General features: G+C 72.2%; 12 protein-coding genes. 9 read left to right on the top strand and 3 right to left on the bottom strand.

Translation table 11 applies throughout. From position 1 onward, the window contains the following. Positions 1 to 599, top strand: a 599-nt coding sequence (locus D7Y15_RS36735) for a PP2C family serine/threonine-protein phosphatase (RefSeq protein WP_148712964.1), incomplete at its 5' end; no start/stop codon positions are given. A 200-nt stretch (positions 600 to 799) separates the two neighbouring features. Next, positions 800 to 2,623 (top strand): methyl-accepting chemotaxis protein, encoded by a 1,824-nt coding sequence (locus D7Y15_RS36730; RefSeq protein ID WP_121755481.1) that lies wholly within the window; start codon positions 800 to 802, stop codon positions 2,621 to 2,623. A 123-nt stretch (positions 2,624 to 2,746) separates the two neighbouring features. Here D7Y15_RS36730 and D7Y15_RS36725 read toward each other — a convergent pair whose 3' ends face one another. Further along, entirely contained in the window at positions 2,747 to 3,511 is a 765-nt protein-coding gene (locus D7Y15_RS36725; RefSeq protein ID WP_120575906.1) for an SDR family NAD(P)-dependent oxidoreductase, read from the bottom strand. Between the two features lie 118 nt (positions 3,512 to 3,629). Between D7Y15_RS36725 and D7Y15_RS36720 the strand changes: the two genes are divergently transcribed. Further along, positions 3,630 to 4,634 (top strand): DUF1028 domain-containing protein, encoded by a 1,005-nt coding sequence (locus tag D7Y15_RS36720; protein WP_121755480.1) that lies wholly within the window; start codon positions 3,630 to 3,632, stop codon positions 4,632 to 4,634. A 49-nt stretch (positions 4,635 to 4,683) separates the two neighbouring features. Beyond that, on the top strand, positions 4,684 to 5,865 hold the full coding sequence (locus D7Y15_RS36715; protein ID WP_120575908.1) for an acyl-CoA dehydrogenase family protein: 1,182 nt from the start codon (positions 4,684 to 4,686) through the stop codon (positions 5,863 to 5,865). Positions 5,866 to 5,944: 79 nt separating this feature from the next. Here D7Y15_RS36715 and D7Y15_RS36710 read toward each other — a convergent pair whose 3' ends face one another. Then, on the bottom strand, positions 5,945 to 6,853 hold the full coding sequence (locus D7Y15_RS36710) for a DUF2058 family protein (protein ID WP_121755479.1): 909 nt from the start codon (positions 6,851 to 6,853) through the stop codon (positions 5,945 to 5,947). 106 nt (positions 6,854 to 6,959) lie between these two features. Between D7Y15_RS36710 and D7Y15_RS36705 the strand changes: the two genes are divergently transcribed. From D7Y15_RS36705 to D7Y15_RS36695, 3 genes are all read left to right on the top strand, one after another. After that, the gene (locus D7Y15_RS36705; protein ID WP_120575910.1) at positions 6,960 to 7,997 is read left to right on the top strand and encodes a hypothetical protein; all 1,038 of its coding nucleotides are present in this window, start codon (positions 6,960 to 6,962) and stop codon (positions 7,995 to 7,997) included. A 204-nt stretch (positions 7,998 to 8,201) separates the two neighbouring features. Further along, positions 8,202 to 8,747: a hypothetical protein gene (locus tag D7Y15_RS36700; protein ID WP_121755478.1), complete on the top strand. Its 546-nt coding sequence runs from the start codon at positions 8,202 to 8,204 to the stop codon at positions 8,745 to 8,747. A 154-nt stretch (positions 8,748 to 8,901) separates the two neighbouring features. Next, positions 8,902 to 9,237 (top strand): hypothetical protein, encoded by a 336-nt coding sequence (locus tag D7Y15_RS36695; protein ID WP_120575912.1) that lies wholly within the window; start codon positions 8,902 to 8,904, stop codon positions 9,235 to 9,237. Between the two features lie 13 nt (positions 9,238 to 9,250). Here D7Y15_RS36695 and D7Y15_RS36690 read toward each other — a convergent pair whose 3' ends face one another. Beyond that, a complete protein-coding gene (locus tag D7Y15_RS36690) occupies positions 9,251 to 10,771 on the bottom strand; it encodes a peptidase M3 (protein WP_121755477.1) in 1,521 nt (506 codons plus the stop codon). Positions 10,772 to 10,904: 133 nt separating this feature from the next. Here D7Y15_RS36690 and D7Y15_RS36685 point away from each other — a divergent pair, with 133 nt between their 5' ends. Together D7Y15_RS36685 and D7Y15_RS36680 are read left to right on the top strand one after the other, a co-directional pair. Beyond that, positions 10,905 to 11,843: an RluA family pseudouridine synthase gene (locus D7Y15_RS36685; protein WP_121755476.1), complete on the top strand. Its 939-nt coding sequence runs from the start codon at positions 10,905 to 10,907 to the stop codon at positions 11,841 to 11,843. 77 nt (positions 11,844 to 11,920) lie between these two features. Further along, positions 11,921 to 16,225, top strand: a 4,305-nt coding sequence (locus D7Y15_RS36680; protein WP_148712963.1) for a lipopolysaccharide assembly protein LapB, incomplete at its 3' end; no start/stop codon positions are given.

The following is a 16,225-nucleotide window of genomic DNA, read 5'->3' as shown; positions in this document are numbered from 1 at the left end:
GCGTGGTGGACACCTTCGCGGGGTTCAGCGACCGGCTGGACCGCGACCGCGACGGCACCTGGCCGGACGCGGTGGATCCCGCGCGAAGTCGCGAGGAGAACTACCTGGCCGCGTGCACCGCGCTCGCCCAGCGCACGTTGCGCGTGCGCCGCGTGGGCAAGCTCAAGGAGATGGCCTCCACGGTGGTGGCGCTCGCGGTGGGGGAGCGCAGCGCGGCGGTGGCCCATGTGGGCGACAGCCGCCTGTACCGCCTGCGCGAGGGCCAGCTGGAGTCGCTCACGCGCGACCACTCGCTCATCGAGGAGCTGCGCGCCGCGGGGCGCGAGCCGCCCGGCAATCCGGCCAACCTGCGCCACCTCATCACCCGCGCCCTGGGCACGGAGAACGCGGAGCCCACCGTGCAGTGGCTGGAGACGCAGCCCGGGGATGTCTTCCTCCTGTGCTCGGACGGTCTGTATGAGCCCCTGGGTCCAGAGGTGATGAAGGAGCAGCTGCACGCTCCCTCCGCCCAGGCCGCGTGTGACGCGCTCGTGACCGCCGCGTACGAGGCCGGTGGCCGCGACAACATCACCGCTGTCGTACTGCGCGTGGCGGCCTGAACGTCTACCCACCGCGTCACGCGCTGGGAGTGCGCGGATGATGAACCCCACAGGTCGGTCCTGACCGCCGACCCGACGCGATGGGTCCGCCCGGACGGAGGGGAGTCACCCTGAACAGGGACTTCAATCCTTCTCATCTTCCAGGTTAATCTGGGGGCTCCCCCTCGCGTCTCCCTCCCCCCTCCGAGCACCCGTTGCGTATGACGCTCAGCCTTGCCGCGCGCCTGACCGCGGCCCTTACCGCCGTTGTCATCACCCTCACGCTGTTGACCGTGACGTTGATGGGGTTGTCGCTGCGCTCGCGCGTGGAGTCCGAAATGGCCTCCGCCCTGACGCGGGACGCGACCCGCTGGCAGGCGTTGAAGGACCAGGAGTTGCGCGTGCTGACGGAGTTGGGGCGCGTGGCGGCGGCCAACCCCGCGTTCACGGCGGCCTTCGCGGAGGACCATTCGGAGACGGACGCCCTGCTGAACGAGCACCGCACGGTGCTGGGCGTGGACCTGATGGCGCTGGTGGGCGTGGACGGGACGGTGCTCGCCTCCTCCGGTGAGCGGACCCTGCCGGGCATCGAGAAGGTGGTGCGCCAGAAGGGGCAGGTGGTGCTGCCGGCCACGGGAGTGCCCCTGTTCGCTGTGGCGCAGCCGCTCCAGTCCAACGGCGTGCCGGTGGGTTTCCTCGTGGTGGGCGCGGAGCTGGGCGGAGAGGAGCTGCGCCGCCTGGGCGAGGGGAGCGAGGACCTGGAGGCGTTGCTGCACGCGGGGCCTCGGCTGGTGGCGAGGTCGGTGCACGCGGTCCAGGCGAAGGCGCTGCTGGCCGCGGCGGGTGCGGGCGGAGCGAACGGCGCCGAGGTGGACGTGGGCGGCGTGTCGCTGCACGTGTCGCGGGTGGAGGTGGGCGAGGGCCTGGAGCTGGTGTTGGCGCGCGGCGCTCAGGCGGAGTGGGCGCGGATGCGCGCCACGCTGATGGAGGTGTTGGGGCTGGGTCTGTTCGTGGCGCTGGTTGCGGGCGGGGGTGTGTTCCTGCTGGTGCGCCGGATGATGGCGCCCCTGGGCGCGCTGACGGCGGCGGCGGCGCGGGTGGTGGCGGAAGGAGACTTCAGCAGCACGTTGGACATCCACTCCAAGGATGAGATTGGCCAGCTGGCCTTGTCCTTCGGGGACATGATGGCGCGGCTGCGCGCGGTGCTGATGGCGCTGAAGAACTCCGCGCACGAGCTGGAGGCGACGGCGCTGGAGCTGGCGAACTCCGCGTCGGACCAGAACCTGGCGGTGACGCGGCAGGCGGCGGCGCTGCACCAGACGCAGATCGCCGCGCGGCAGCTCCAGGAGAGCTCGCGGGCGGCTGCGCGGCGGGCCACGGGCGTGCTGCGCGACGCGGAGAAGGCGGGCGCGGTGGGGCAGGCGGGCGAGTCCGCGGTGGCGGGCAGCGTGGGCGGGCTCACGCACATCCGTTCGCAGGTGGAGCGCATCTCCAACACGGTGTCGGAGCTGCGGCAGAGCACGCGGCAGGTGGGCGACATCACCGGCACGGTGAAGGACCTGGCGGACCAGTCCAACGTGCTCGCGTTGAACGCGGCCATCGAGGCGGCGCGCAGCGGCGAGGCGGGCCGGGCGTTCGCGGTGGTGGCCCGGCAGATGCGCTCCCTTGCGGACCAGTCCGCGACGGCGACAGCGCGCGTGCAGTCCATCCTGGCGGACATCGGCCGCGCCATCTCCGAGGCGGTGCAGACGAGCGAGGGCGGCACGCGCGAGGTGGAAGGTGGCCTGGAGCAGGCGCGCGCGGCGGGAGAGAGCCTGCGAGCGCTGGCCGAGGTCATCCAGAACAACAGCGTGTCCGTGAAGAGCATCGCGGACATGGTGAGCCAGCAGGACGCGGGCATCGCGGAGCTGTTCGCCGCGCTGAGCGACCTGACGCGGCTGGCGGATGAGACGGTGGAGCGCGTGGCCACGAGCGCCGTGGCCGCCGCGCGCCTCACCACCGCGTCCCACGAGGTCAGCAACATCGTGGAGCAGTACCGCCTGTGACGCCGTGAAGGCGTCGGGCCAGTGACGGCCCGGCGCGCGGGAGCCCGCGATGCCGCGCGGCGTATTGCTCCACTCGAACGGTGACGCCAGGCACGTGACGGCCCGGCGCGCGGGAGCCCGGCGCTACGCCGCCTCGCCGCCGTCGATGGCGTAGGCCGCGCCGGTGATGGGCGCCGCCGCCTCCGACGCGAGGAAGAGGCACATCGCGGCCACCTCCTCCGGCTGGATGATGCGGCCCATGGCGCTCATCGCGGCCAGGGCCTCGCGGGCCTGTTCCTCGCTGCGGCCTGTCGTCTTGGTGATGGCGGCCGTCGCGCCCGCGAACATGTCCGTCTCCACCCAGCCCGGGTTCACGATGTTCACGGTGACGTTCTTGCGCGCGTACTCCACCGACAGCGCGCGCGTCAGCCCCAGCAGCGCATGCTTGGACGCGCAGTACGCGGACGTGTACTTCGCCCCGCGCGTCGCGGTGATGGAGCCGATGTTGATGACCCGGCCGCCGCCCGCGGACGCCATCGCCGGCATCAGTTCGCGGCACAGCAGGAAGGGCGCCGTCACGTTCACGGCCATCACCTTCGCCAGGTCCGCCGTGGACGTCTTCGTCAGCGGCGCGGACACGGTGATGCCCGCGTTGTTCACCAGCACCCGGGGCGTGCCCGCAGCCAGCACGGTCTTGCACGCCGCGAGCAACGCGGACTCATCCGCCACGTCCACCGTGAGCGTGCGGATGCGCTCGCCGCCTTCCTTGCGCAGCGCCTCCAGCGACTCCGCAGAGCGCGCCATCGCCCAGACGTCGTAGCCCTCGCGCGCGAACGCCAGGGACACCGCGCGGCCAATGCCCCGGCTGGCGCCCGTCACCACCACGCTCTTCGTCGTCTCGTTTGCCATGGCCGGACAGCATAGGGCCCTGCGCGCGGGACCGGGCGGAAGGTGCATGGCGAAATGCATCAATTGCGCTTCCGGGGACTCTTCCAGACATCAACCACTGCATCGGAGTTCCCTGCACATGAAGTCCTTCAAGCGTGGCCTGCTGGCCGCTTCCTGCCTGATGTTCGCGTCCACGTCCGCCCTCGCGGCGGCGCCCACCGGCCGCGCCAACCCGCGCCTCCTGGGCACGCGCGCCATCGTCGCGTGCGACGCCGTGGAGAAGTCGTGCGGCGTGGCCAGCATCTCCTTCCCCTCGGGCATCAGTGGCCTGGTGCCCTACGGCCGCCCGGATGTGGCGGTGGCCTCCATGTTCTATCCCTCGGTGGATGACGCCGAGGCGATCATCGCCCGCACCGACGCGGGTGACACGGCCCAGGCCGCCGTCGACTACGTGTTCACCGTGGATCCGTACGCGGACTACCGGCAGCTCGCCGCGGTGAAGCTCAATCCCGACGGCACCATCACCGTGGGCCAGCAGACCGGCGCGGAGAGCGCCTCGCAGCGCTGCGCGGTGAAGGGCGCGACCTTCGTGGTCCAGGCCAACAACCAGACCACCGCCACCATCTGCGCCGCCATGGCGACGGGCTTCCAGCAGGCCACGGGCAGCCTGCCGCAGCGGCTGCTCGCGTCGCTCAAGGCTGGGGCCAGGGTGGGCGGTGACAACAACGGCGAGCGCTCCGGCGTCATCCGCGTCTGGAACTCGGAGAACGAAGCGGTCTTCTACACGAAGGTGCTCGCGGACGCCGTCGTGCACGGCAGCAAGCACGCGCTGAAGGAGCTGGACGTGGAGATGAACCGCTACCAGGCGGGCGTCGCGGCGCCGTACGCGTCGGACCTCATCTCGCTCGACAAGGAGACGGCGAAGGTCGTGAAGCGCGTGCTGCACAAGCTCGGGTACTACGACGGCCGCATGGATGGGAGCTGGAACGACACCGCCGAACAGGCGCTGCATGACTTCAACTGGAACAACAGCTTCTTCCTCAAGCCCACCGTGGTGGTGAACGGCCAGCGGAAGATCGACGGTCCGCTGGTCAACTTCATGCGCGACGCGGACCTGGATGCGCTCGCGCCCGCGACGCACTGAGGCACCGGTGGTTTGACGGCTCCCGCATGGCGACGTCAAGCTCGCCGCCATGCCCCGCGCCGAAATCACCGACCTGTTCCGCATCGACGACCTGCTGTCCGCCGAGGAGAAGGCCGCTCGCGACGCGGTGGCCCGCTTCGTGGACGCGGAGGTGCTGCCCATCATCGGCAAGCACTTCCGCGACGGCACCTTCCCCGCGCACCTCATCCCGGGTCTGGCGGAGCTGGGCGTGCTGGGCGCGAACCTCCAGGGCTACGGCTGCGCGGGCATGAACACCGTCAGCTATGGCCTGGTGTTGCAGGAACTGGAGCGCGGTGACTCCGGCCTGCGCAGCTTCGCGTCCGTGCAGGGCTCGCTCTGCATGTTCCCCATCCACGCCTTCGGCAGCGAGGAGCAGAAGACGCGCTTCCTGCCGGGCATGGCGAAGGGACAGCTCATCGGCTGCTTCGGCCTCACCGAGCCCGACTTCGGCTCCAACCCCGGCGGCATGCGCGCCCGCGCCCGGAAGGACGGCGACAGCTGGGTGCTCAACGGCACCAAGGCGTGGATTACCAACGGCTCCATCGCGGACGTCGCGGTGGTGTGGGCGAAGACGGACGACGGCGGCCCGGAGTCCGTGCGCGGCTTCCTGGTGGAGAAGGGGATGCCCGGCTTCAGCGCGCGGGAGATTCCCGGCAAGTTCTCCCTGCGCGCGTCACGCACCAGCGAGCTGTCCTTCCAGGACGTGCGCGTGCCGGACCGCAACGTGCTGCCCGGCGTCGTGGGCCTGCGCGGTCCGCTGTCGTGCCTCAACAATGCGCGCGCGGGCATCGCGTTCGCGGTGACGGGCGCGGCCATCGCGTGCTTCGAGGGCGCGCGCGAATACGCGCTGTCCCGCACGCAGTTCGACGGCAAGTCCATCGCCGGCTACCAGCTCACGCAGGAGAAGCTGGCGGACATGCTCCAGGAGATCGTCAAGGCGCAGCTGTTGAGCCTGCGGCTCGCGCGCCTCAAGGACGAGGGCAAGAGCAACCCCGTGATGGTGAGCCTGGCCAAGCGCAACAACGTGAAGAGCGCGCTCGACATCGCCCGCGTGGCCCGGAGCATCTACGGGGCCAATGGCATCACGGACGACTACCCGCCCGTGCGCCACATGCTGAATCTGGAGAGTGTCTTCACCTACGAGGGCACCCACGAGGTGCACACGCTGGTGCTGGGCAAGGCCATCACCGGCATCGACGCGTTCGGCTGAGGCGAGCGCGGACGTCCGGTGGAAGCCGCGCCTCCCCTCGCTCCCGGATGGGAAGGAGGGGAGGGCACGGGAAGGAACATCAGGACTGGGGGTTGCCTTCGCCGTTCGGCTCGGAGGCAGGCTCGCCAGGGGACTCGGACGACGGCTCGGACGCGGTGGCCTCGGCGGACGCCTCGCCCTCCTCGGCACCTTCCGCGGAGGCTTCGGGCTCGTCGGCGACTTCCGGCGCGGTGCCGGAGGCCTCGGCGGCCTGCTGCGCCTTGAGCTCCTCGTCGTTCATGAAGCCGACGGGGTTCTCCTTGCGGTTGAAGAAGCGCACGGCCTTGGCGGACAGCGCGTACATCTGCTCGGCCGCGGCGGAGGGCACCAGCGAGTGCTCGATCTGCGCGGGCTCCGGACGCTCCACCACGCCCAGCTCGCCGTCCTCCAACTGCTTGGCCTGGGCGGGGCTCAGCTCCATGCGGCGCAGCTTTCCCTTGCGCGTCATGAAGTAGAAGGCCGTCTCGCCCGGCTCCTGGGGCACCTGGGCGCCGAGCACCAGCTCGCGCAGGGCGCGGTCCAGCTCCACCTGCTTCTTGGACTCGGCGCGCTGGTAGGCCTTGGAGCCCGGCATGGGCGGCAGCTTGGGGATGGGCTTCTCCGTGGGCGTGCCCGGACGCGCGTTCGCGCCGAACCCTCCCTGGGGACCGCCCCGGAAGCCTCCGCCGCCCTGACGCGGCGGACCGCCCGCACCGTGGCGCGTGGGACCTCCGGCGCCTCGCGGCGGACCGCCACCGCCCTCGCGGCGCGGCGGACCTCCGCGGTCATCACGGCGCGGCGGGCCTCCGGCTGTCCGATTCTCATCACGTCCGCGAGGGGCCGGGGCGCGTGGAGCGCTCCCCCGGCTGTCCTCCTGGCGCCTTGGCGCCGAGGGCGTGGAGTCGGACTTCTTGGCCTCCTCCTCGGAGACGAGGCCCGCTTTCAACAACTTGTCTCGCAGGTTCTGCATGGGTTGGGCGTTCTATCCCTTGCACGGCCGCACGCAAGCCACCGCTTGCCGCTCCTGTCCCCCCCACGTAACTTGCCGCCCCCGCCGTCGTGGTCGTGGAGGTTCCGTGAGAAGTCTGTCGAAGTCCGCCGCCCTCGCCCTGGTCCTGGCAGCCACTGGCTGCTCAGACCCCGTCGACAAGGCGGCCAAGGCCCGCATCTTCTCGGCGGAGGACCCTCCGAAGGTGGTGGCCTCGGCGAAGGAGAAGCTGCCGCCGGAGGACGTCGCGGACAACCCCCAGGTCTCCCGCCGCATCCTGGGCATGGACGCCGCGGAGGTGACCGAGCGGCTGGGCCCGCACTTCTTCCAGTCCACCCTCAGCTACGAGTGGGCCGGCCCCAACGGGAACAACCCCGTGAAGCTCACGGAGACGCGCTCCTTCCGCGCGGGCCCCGGGGGCGTCAACGGCGACTTCCACGGCGTCCTGGAGAACTCCCGGGACCAGGGCCTGGAGGTGATGCGCGTGAAGGGGCAGGTGTTCGCCCGCAACCGCTACGGCCCGTACCGCCAGCGCCTGCGCGACCGCGGCATGGCCGAGCGCACCCGCACGGAGCTGACGGGCGCCATCCGCGACTTCGACAGCCTCTTCCAGGGCCGCATCAAGCTCACCCCCGCGGGCACCGTCACCCACGAGGGGCGCACCGCGTGGAAGTACAACGTGTCCCTGGGCTCGCCCCTGGAGGGCGGCACGCCGAAGAAGATGCCCGCCGCCTTCACGCCCAAGAACGCGGACGAGACGACGAAGCGCCGCGCCAACTTCTTCTCGCACCGGCTGCCGCGCTCGCTGGAGGGCGAGGTGCTGGTGGACTCGGTGACCTCCGTCGTCCTCAAGGCCCGGCTGGACGGGCGCATCGGCGTGCCCCAGGAGAAGACCCCGGAGGCCGCGGAGCTGCGTATGACGCTGGAGTCCTCCCTGACGGAGATTGGCAAGGACCCCGCGCTGCAGCCGCCCCAGGACTTCCTGCCGGACGCGGACAAGCCCCAGGGCATCGCGGACGCCATGGACCACTTCGGCATCCCGCGCACCAAGGCCGGGGACTCACCCGCCACTCCAGGCGCCGCGGCCGGCGCCCCCGAGCCGGAAGACGAGGCCGAGGGCAACTGACTCAACCCCGCTGCGCTCATCCGAGCCTCCAGGCCGTTGGAAGCCCTACGGTTTCCGGCCTGGCGGCTCGGGAGGGGAGCGCGGCCCTCGGGGGCTGTGACGGCCGTGTCCTGCACGGGCCGCCGCCCCCGCCCGGGCCTTCCCGCAAGTGCCTGACGCTGCTGGGGAATCCCCCTGGCCCTGGCCTTGCTCTCACGGGAGGCCATGTTCCGCTCCGCCCTCCCCCTGGCATGTGCCGGGCTCGCACTCCTGGCGACCCCGGCCCTCGCCGAACCCGTCCGCAACCTGGGCATCACCGTCGCGCCGCTGGGGGCCTACGTGCTCCAGGGCGACACGGAGGAGGTGCGCACGGTGGGCTACAGCGCGGGCCTGGGCTGGGCATACCGCAAGCCGGGGGCGGTGCTGGAGGTGGGCGGCCACCTGGCGTCCAGCCGGCACCTGACGGAGGTGACGCCCATGTCCGTGCGCGTCGTGCCCCTGGGGGACACCCGGGTGCGGCCCTTCCTGGGAGTGGGGGCCAGCATGCTGGTGCCCCACTCACGCCCCCAGCCGGTGGCCCCGGACGCGCTGGGCAGCCGGGTGCTCCAGCTGGGCTTCGAGCTGTGCGGCGGCGTGGGGGTGGAGCTGGGAGAGAACCTCTTCCTCTCCGCCGAGGCGCGCTACCAGAACTTCTCCGCCAGGGGCTCCCCTTTCTCCGGGGAGCGACAGAGCTTGCGCTCCACGTTCCTGGGTCTGGGGATGCACCTGTAGCTGTAGCGGGTGGGGCGGGTCGCTACAGACTGGCAGCGGCCTGTTGGAAGAAATTTTGACGGCCCTCTTGCGTCCTCTACAATCCTCGTCGGTTGCGGCCCAGACGCATCTGACATGCTCGGGTGTTCAGGCGTGCACAACGAAGGGAGCGGAGATGGAGCGCAAGGTCGGAAGTAGCACGTTGACCGCGAAAGAGGTCAAGGCGGCGCTGGAGAAGTCCACCACGCTGACGGCCGAGGAGGAGAAGGCCCTGCGCATGCGCCATGGCGCGGGCGCTCCCAGCAAGAGCGCGCCGCTGCCCCGCGCCGCGGGTGCGAACGCGGAGCTGGCGGATGAGCTGCTCGTCATCGAGATGCAGCTGATGAAGGCGATGCGCGCGCGCACGGCGGCCAAGGCCACCAAGGCGCCCGCCGCGGTCCCCACCCGCGAGGCTCCGGCCAACGCGGCGAAGGACAAGATCGTCCGCGCGCTGCGCGCCAAGAAGAAGTAGGGGGCCGTACTCCCTACTGGTTGAGGATGGCCACGAGGCGCGCTCCCGCCTCGGGCAGCGCCAGCGGCGTGCCCGAGACCTCCGTGGCCAGTCCCTCCGCGTCGGCGGCACCGCCGCGCGCGAAAAGCCCCTTGAGCCAGGTGAAGGCGGAGGGGTTGCGCCAGAAGTCCTCGTTGAACCGCTCCAGCAGGTGCGCGGTGAGCCGGGTCTCCAGGGCCCACGCCCGCAGGTAGCGGGTGACGTAGAGCTGCGAGTCCACGTCGTGCAGGAAGAAGCCCGGGTGCGGCTGCGCGAAGAGTGCGCGGCGCTGGCCGTCGGCGTACTCGTCCGCGCGGTCGGCGGAGGCGCCCTTGGTGCTGAGCGACAGCTCGTAGGACAGCTTCGCGCAGTGGCGGCGCAGCACGGCCAGGGCCTGGAAGGCGCCCATGCGCACGACGTCCTTCGTCGTGCCGGACGGCAGGCCCAGGTAGCGCTTGAGCCAGGGCGGGGACAACAGCAGCCGCTCGAAGGTGGCGGCGTACGCTTCCGTCACGGAGGCGTCGCCCAGGCGGCGCAGCTCCATGGGGGCGTCCGCGTCCACGTGGGCCAGGTGCCACGCGTGGCCCAGCTCGTGGAGCAGGTCGCCCAGCGCGTCCATGCCGCCGCGGGGCTGGATGACCAGCCGGATTTCGTCGGGCACGCGCACGGCGGCGACGAAGGGGCGTGACGCCTTGCCGGGGCGGGACTCGTCGTCCAGGCGGATGCGGCCGCCGGCCTCGGGGTGGAGGCCCCAGTCGGACAGCCAGCGCATCACGGCGGGGACGGTGTCCTCGCGGCGGAAGTGCGCGTCCATCCACGGGGCGCGCAGGGCGTGCTGCACGTCATGGCGCCGCGCCTCGCCGCCGGGCAGCGGGCGCAGGGTGGGCTCCAGCTTGCGCAGCACGTAGGCCAGCACGTCGCGGTAGGCGTCCTCGGTGCGCTTGAGGGTCTCCTCCGCGGCCTCGGCCAGCTTGCCCGCGTCGATGCCGGTGACGTCCTGGCGCAGCGAGGGGTAGTCGGGGAAGCCCAGCACCTCCGCGGCCTGGAGGGTGGCGTCGCGCCGGTCGCCGTACGGACCCCGGTGGTCCCAGAGGAAGTTGCCGGCGCCGCGCTCCAGGAGGGCGCGGCGGGAGCGGCTGGACTCGCGCGGAATCTGGGACAGGGCCTGGGCGAGGGACAGCGTCGTGTCGTCCGCGGGGATGTGGGAGCGGGCCTCCAACGCGACGACGGCGTCCGCCGCGGGCAGGGCGAGCGACTCCTCCACCTGGGTGGCGATGAGCTCGCGCACCAGCCGGATGCGGCGGACGGCGACGGGGTCGTCCTTGCCTTGCGCACGGGCGAGCGCCTCGTTGGCGGCGGCGAAGGTCTCCGGCGAGGACAGCTCCGGGAAGGATGTGTAGAGGCGTGCGACAGGGAGGTCCGGGGAGAGTCCGGCGCCGTAGCGGTACTGGAGGGTGGCCAACTCGGCGAGGAAATCATCCAGCCGCGACCGGACGGAGAGCAGGGGGCGGTCCATGGCGGCGCGGAAGGTAACAGGAAGCCCGCGTCAGGGCAGGGAGCACGCGCATAGAGTGTCTCGCCATGTCCTTCGCCTCCGTTGCCCGGCCGCATGCCCCCCTGGAGTCCCTCCTCGAAAGGGGCGGCGCGCGATGAAGCGCCGGACGTTCCGGGCGGAAGGGGCGCACGTGGGGCGGGCCCTGGTGGAGGCGGTGGCGGCGGAGCTGGCGCTGCCGGTGGCGGACGTGCGGCGGCTGGTGGACGTGGGCGCCGTGTACGTGGCGGGGCGGCGCGCGCGGGACGGGGCCGTGAAGCTCCAGGCCGCGCAGGTGGTGACGGTGGTGCTGGAGGAGGCAGGGCAGAGCCCGCTGGAGGTCCCGAAGCCCACGGTCCCCCTGCGCGTGCTGTTCGAGGACGCGGACGTCATCGCGGTGGACAAGCCCGCGGGCCTGAACGCGCAGCCCACGGAAGGCCGCGTGGGCGGAAGCCTGGTGGACCTGGTGAGTGAGTACCTGGGTCGGCAGGCGGGGTTGGTGCACCGGTTGGACCGGGAGACCTCCGGGGTGACGGTGTTCGGCAAGACGGCCGCCGCCACCTCCGCGCTGGCCGAGGCGTTCCGGGAGGGCACCGCGCGCAAGCGGTACCTCGCGGCGACGGGTCCGGGACTTCCGGCGGGCGGTACGGTGGACCTGCCCCTGTCGAAGGACCCATCGCGGCCGGGGCGCTGGCGGGCGACCCGCGCGGCCAATGGCGTGCCCGCGTGGACGGACTACCGGGCGCTGTTCGCGGGGGAGGCGTTCAGCCTGGTGGAGCTGCTGCCCCGGACGGGCCGCACGCACCAGCTCCGGGCGCACCTGACGGCGCTGGAGCACCCCATCCTGGGGGACTCGCGCTATGGCGGCGAGGGGAGCGCGGGGGGCCTGATGGCGCCGCGTTGCCTGCTGCACGCGCACGCGCTGGAGCTGGGGCATCCGCGCACGGGCCAGCCGCTGCGGTTGGAGGCGCCGGTGCCGGACGACATGCGGGCGTTCTTCGAGTCGGCGGGCGTGCGCATTCCGGAGGGGCCCATCGTGGCCGCGGACGCGTCCTGAGAACCTGGAAAACCCGGGCCCTGTGCTGGCGGACAGGATGCCCCCGTCGCGCGCATCGTGTGTAGACTGGGGGCTTCATGGGTGGCGGGAGACACGGCAAGGGCCCACGGACGCCGGAGCCCTCCCTTCGCGGACCGGAGCTGGGCTCGCGAGGAGAGGACGTGCGAGGCGCGGTGGCCCGGATCTGCCGGGACGCTGCTCGGCTGCTCCAGGAGGGGCAGGCGGCGCGGGCGTATTCCGGCCTGGTGTCCGCCAGCCGTTCTCTCCCGATGACGCCCCGGCTCGCGGCGGTGCTGGTCCGGTGCGCGCTGAAGGCGGGCACGGAGCGCGCGGTCATCACCCTGCTGGACGCGGCGATGGTGACGGAGCGGGGCGAGGTGCGCCGCGAGGTCCGCCGTCAGCTGTCGCGGGTGTTGCGGCGCACGGGACAGGAAGCGCGCGCCGCGGCGGTGCTCAACGGGTTGTTGATGGACGCGCCCGACGACGCCAGGGCCCGCTTCGTGCTCGACGTGCTGCGCGAGCGGGTGGCGAAGGCGAAGTCGGTGCCGTCGCCGCAGCTCCCGGCGGAGGACGAGGAGTCCCGGACGAAGACCGTGGAGGTGTCCGCGCTGGCGCTGTCGGATCCAGAGCTGGGCAACACGGTGGTGGAGATGCCGGTGGTTTCGGTGCCGGCCGCGCCAGCGTGGGCTCCCCGGGCCGCCACGGTGCAGGTCCCGCTGGGTGAGTGGGCGGAACAGGCACGGCCGGCGTCGCGAGGGCCGGAGTTCCCCTGGGATGACGACGGGCCGGGCAAGGCCCGGGTGGTGACGCCGCCGAGGGGCGCGAGGACCGTTCCGGAGCCGGTGGTCGTCGAGCAGGAGGCTGGCGAGGAGGCACCGGACACGGTGCGCCCTGGCGCCGCGGTCGTGGGGGCGTCTGACATTCCGGCGTCAGCCGCTGCGGCCTCGGGTGCATCGTCGGCCGTGGATGAAGCGCCTCGGGTGGAGAGCGCTGCTGGCGAATCGAATGCTTCGTCGTCAGGGAACGCCTCGGATTCGTCCGCGTCCGTCGTCGCACCGTCAAGTGCATCGCCGTCCGCGACCGTGCCTGAACACGTCATCGCGGCGTTGAGCGCATTGATGTTGTCGGGCTCGGCAAAGGCGCCTGAGCGCATCGAAACGGCACCGTCGTCAGCGGAGGCTGCCGAGCACGTCGGTGGAGCAGCATCCTCGAGTGAGACGCAGACGCCACTGCTCCCGGACACGGCGGCAGCGTCCGAAGTGAAGGCCGTTGCGTCGACGACCGAAGCGTCGTCGTCGGATGCGGTGCGGACACCCGATGAGAAGGTTGAGGTGTCGACGCCTGCTGCCGCGCCACCCGCCTCGCCGGTATTCGAATCGACGCAGGTCTTCGGCAAGAAGCTCGAGGAAGCGCCGCCTGCCGATGCCGCACTCGACGAAAAGCCCGCGCCACGGAATCCATCCGAGGAGACCCCGGCCGCGATAACGGCGGCACCCTCGAAGACCTCCGCTCCTGACGCGTCGGCATCGGAGCGGATGGAGTCGCGTTCGCCTGTCGCGGTGCTGGTGCCGGGTGCGCCAGCGATGGCGTTCGACGACGACGAGGCGACCTCGGAGATCATCCCGCCCGAGCGTGCCGAAGCGGAGAAGGGCGCTTCCGCGTCAACGCAGTCCCGTGATGGGAAGCCATCCGCTCCGCGACGGGCTTCCGTGCTGGTCCCCGCCACTTCGAAGCCCGCGTTCGACGAGGAGGAATCGACTTCGGAAGTCGTCTTCCCGCAGGCGGATTCCACCGCGCAGGCCGCCCCCGCCGCGCCCCGGCGCGACTCCACGCGCGTCCCCTCGGTGAAGCCCTCCGAGTCCCCGGCTTCGGATGCACCTGCTTCGGCACGCACCGCGGACGAGGGCTCGGAGCGGGCCCAGTCCCAGCGTCAGGAGGCCCAGCTCATCGCGCGCAGTGCCTGGCGCGAACTGGCCCAGCTGTACCTCAAGCGCGCGGACCGCGCGAAGGACGCACCCGAGCGCGCCGAAGCCCTCACTCGGCTCGCGGAGGTGATGGAGAACGAGCTCCAGGACTCCGCGGGCGCCGCGCGCATGTACCGGGAGATCGTCGAGCTGACCGGTGAGCGCACCGCGTTGCGTGAACAGGTCCGGCTGTTGTCGCAGCGGGAGGACGCCTCGCTCGTGCGCCGTGCGCTCGATGACGCGATCTCCCGGGCGAGGACCTCGCGGGCCCGCGCCGTGGCCCTGCTGACTCGAGGCGAGCGGCAGCTGAACATGGGCAACCCCGCGAAGGCGCGCGAGGACTTCGAGGCGGCGGATGCGCTCGTGGCCGGAATGCTGCCCGTGCTCGCGGGGCTGGTGCGCAGCGTCTCCGACGACGAGCGCTTCGCCCAGGTCGAGCGGCTGCGCGCCGCCTGTGCCGCCGCGCCGCGCCGCGCGCCGGATCGCCTGGAGGCGCTGCGGGTGCTCGCGAAGACCGCGGAGGAGTCCCTGGGAGACCTGCGCATCGCGCAGTGGGCCTGGGCGGAAGTGCTCGCGGAGAGCCCGGACAATGAGCAACCCCGGGAGCACCTGCTGGCGCTCGCGCGCCGCCTGGGAGACCTGCCCGCGCTGAGTGCGTTGCTGCACGCGCAGCTCGCCCGCGAGCCTCGGGGGCCGGCCGCGCGCAAGGCGCACCTGGAGCGCATCGCCACACTGGAGGCGATGGGCGACGCGGGCGCGGCCCTGGCGGAGCTGCGCCAGGCCGTGCGCTTCGAGCCGGGGCACAAGGAAGCCTGGCTGCTGCTCGCCGACCGCTGCACCGAGCGCGAGCAATTTGGCGAAGCCGCCTGGGCGCTGGAGAACGCGGCCACCGCGACGGAGGAGGACGAGGAGCGACAGCACACGTGGGAGCGGCTCGCGCTCTTCTGCCGCGAGGTGCTGAACAACACCGAGAAGGCCCGCCTCTACGCGCGCCGCGCCGACAGTCTGCGCAAGTCCCGCGAGCAGCGCGCCCGTCCGCCGTCGCCGGAGCCCACGCGTCCGGCGTCCTCGCAGGCTGGCGGGGTGCCGCCGCCGTCGGTGCTCGTCGCTCCGCCGGTCGCCACGGGCCGGGTGCCTGCTGCGAAACAGCGCAAGGACCTGTCCGACGAGGTGACATCCAACACGGATGTCCCGTCGCTGCTCCAGGCGGAGGAGGCCGCGTCCGCCAACGCATCGGAGAAGCGTTCGGCCGGGGCTTCAGGTGCCAGCGCGACTTCGCGCAAGGGACGCGGCAACGCGGCAGCGCAAGTCGGCTCGACGAACACGGCAGGCGAGGAACTCGAAGCGGCTCCTGGCAACAAGAAGCGAGGGCGCGTGGGGGCTCGGAGTGACACGGCCGAGCGCGCGTCGCGGAAGGAGTCAGAGCGAGGCGCGGGAGCGTCTCCATCCGCGTCGCAGCCTGGGAAGGCCCCCTCGGGAAGCCATGCTCCGGTCGCGAGCGCCGCCAAGGCCCCTTCAGGACGGCACGCGTCGGTAGGCGACACCGCCCAGGGAACGGAAGCGCCGCGCCGCCCCGTATCCGGGAAGGCTCCGGTGGGAAGCCCTGTGTCCCTCGCGGATACAGTGCCGGGCGCGGAGGTCGACCTCCCGCCCAAGGCCCCTTCGGGACGTCACGCTCCAGCGAGCGCCGCATCGTCCTCCACGGAAGCACCTCGGCAACCCAAGGCGCCCTCGGGACGTCATGCCCCGGTAGGAACCGCACCGGTCCCTACGGAAGCCGCACGCCAGTCGAAGGTCCAGTCCGGCAGCCACGCGCCGGTTGGTAGCTCAGCGCCGGGCGCGGACGCCACGCGCCAGCCGAAGGCTCCGTCCGGTCGTCACGCTCCCGTAGGCGCAACGGCATCCAGCGCGGACGCCACGCGCCAGCCGAAGGCGCCGTCCGGCCGTCACGTCTCGGTCGCGAGCACGCCACCGGAAGCGGAGCCACCCCGTCGCGCCGCGAAGGCGCCAGCGGAGAGCCCTGTCTCCCTCGCGGAGTCCGCCCCCGCTCCCAGCGGCATGTCTCGGGCCGCGAAGCCGTCTCGCGGCGGCTCGGCCCAGGAACCCGGCCCGACACCGGACGCCGCAGCCTCCGCGCCCGACCGCAAGCCGCGAGCCGCCACGGCGCCTCCGCGCGAAATGACCACGGCCTTCGGAGCATCGCTCCCGCCGGACGCGGAGCCCGAAGCCCCAGCGTCGCGCAAGGCCGCCACCGCCGCGCCCACCCCCGAGGACCACGCCCGCTCCTCCAAGAACGCGGGCACGCAGGTCCGCGAAGCCCCGTCCCGCGTGGAACGCGCCCCGCGCGCCGGACACGCGCCCCGGGTCCCTCTATCCGCCCTGTCTCTTACACACATCTCCGAGCCCACGAGACGCTCA

This window comes from Corallococcus sp. AB030, from assembly GCF_003668965.1.
Lineage (GTDB): Bacteria > Myxococcota > Myxococcia > Myxococcales > Myxococcaceae > Corallococcus > Corallococcus exiguus.
The sequence above is the reverse complement of the archived record's forward strand: the minus strand, read 5'-3'. Positions and strand labels throughout refer to the sequence as shown.

Excerpts from the sequence above, each read along its gene's own strand:
- D7Y15_RS36730 (WP_121755481.1), top strand. The coding sequence starts at position 800 with ATGACGCTCAGCCTTGCCGCGCGCCTGACCGCGGCCCTTACCGCCGTT.
- D7Y15_RS36725 (WP_120575906.1), bottom strand. The coding sequence starts at position 3,511 with ATGGCAAACGAGACGACGAAGAGCGTGGTGGTGACGGGCGCCAGCCGG.
- D7Y15_RS36720 (WP_121755480.1), top strand. The coding sequence starts at position 3,630 with ATGAAGTCCTTCAAGCGTGGCCTGCTGGCCGCTTCCTGCCTGATGTTC.
- D7Y15_RS36715 (WP_120575908.1), top strand. The coding sequence starts at position 4,684 with ATGCCCCGCGCCGAAATCACCGACCTGTTCCGCATCGACGACCTGCTG.
- D7Y15_RS36710 (WP_121755479.1), bottom strand. The coding sequence starts at position 6,853 with ATGCAGAACCTGCGAGACAAGTTGTTGAAAGCGGGCCTCGTCTCCGAG.
- D7Y15_RS36700 (WP_121755478.1), top strand. The coding sequence starts at position 8,202 with ATGTTCCGCTCCGCCCTCCCCCTGGCATGTGCCGGGCTCGCACTCCTG.
- D7Y15_RS36695 (WP_120575912.1), top strand. The coding sequence starts at position 8,902 with ATGGAGCGCAAGGTCGGAAGTAGCACGTTGACCGCGAAAGAGGTCAAG.
- D7Y15_RS36690 (WP_121755477.1), bottom strand. The coding sequence starts at position 10,771 with ATGGACCGCCCCCTGCTCTCCGTCCGGTCGCGGCTGGATGATTTCCTC.
- D7Y15_RS36685 (WP_121755476.1), top strand. The coding sequence starts at position 10,905 with ATGAAGCGCCGGACGTTCCGGGCGGAAGGGGCGCACGTGGGGCGGGCC.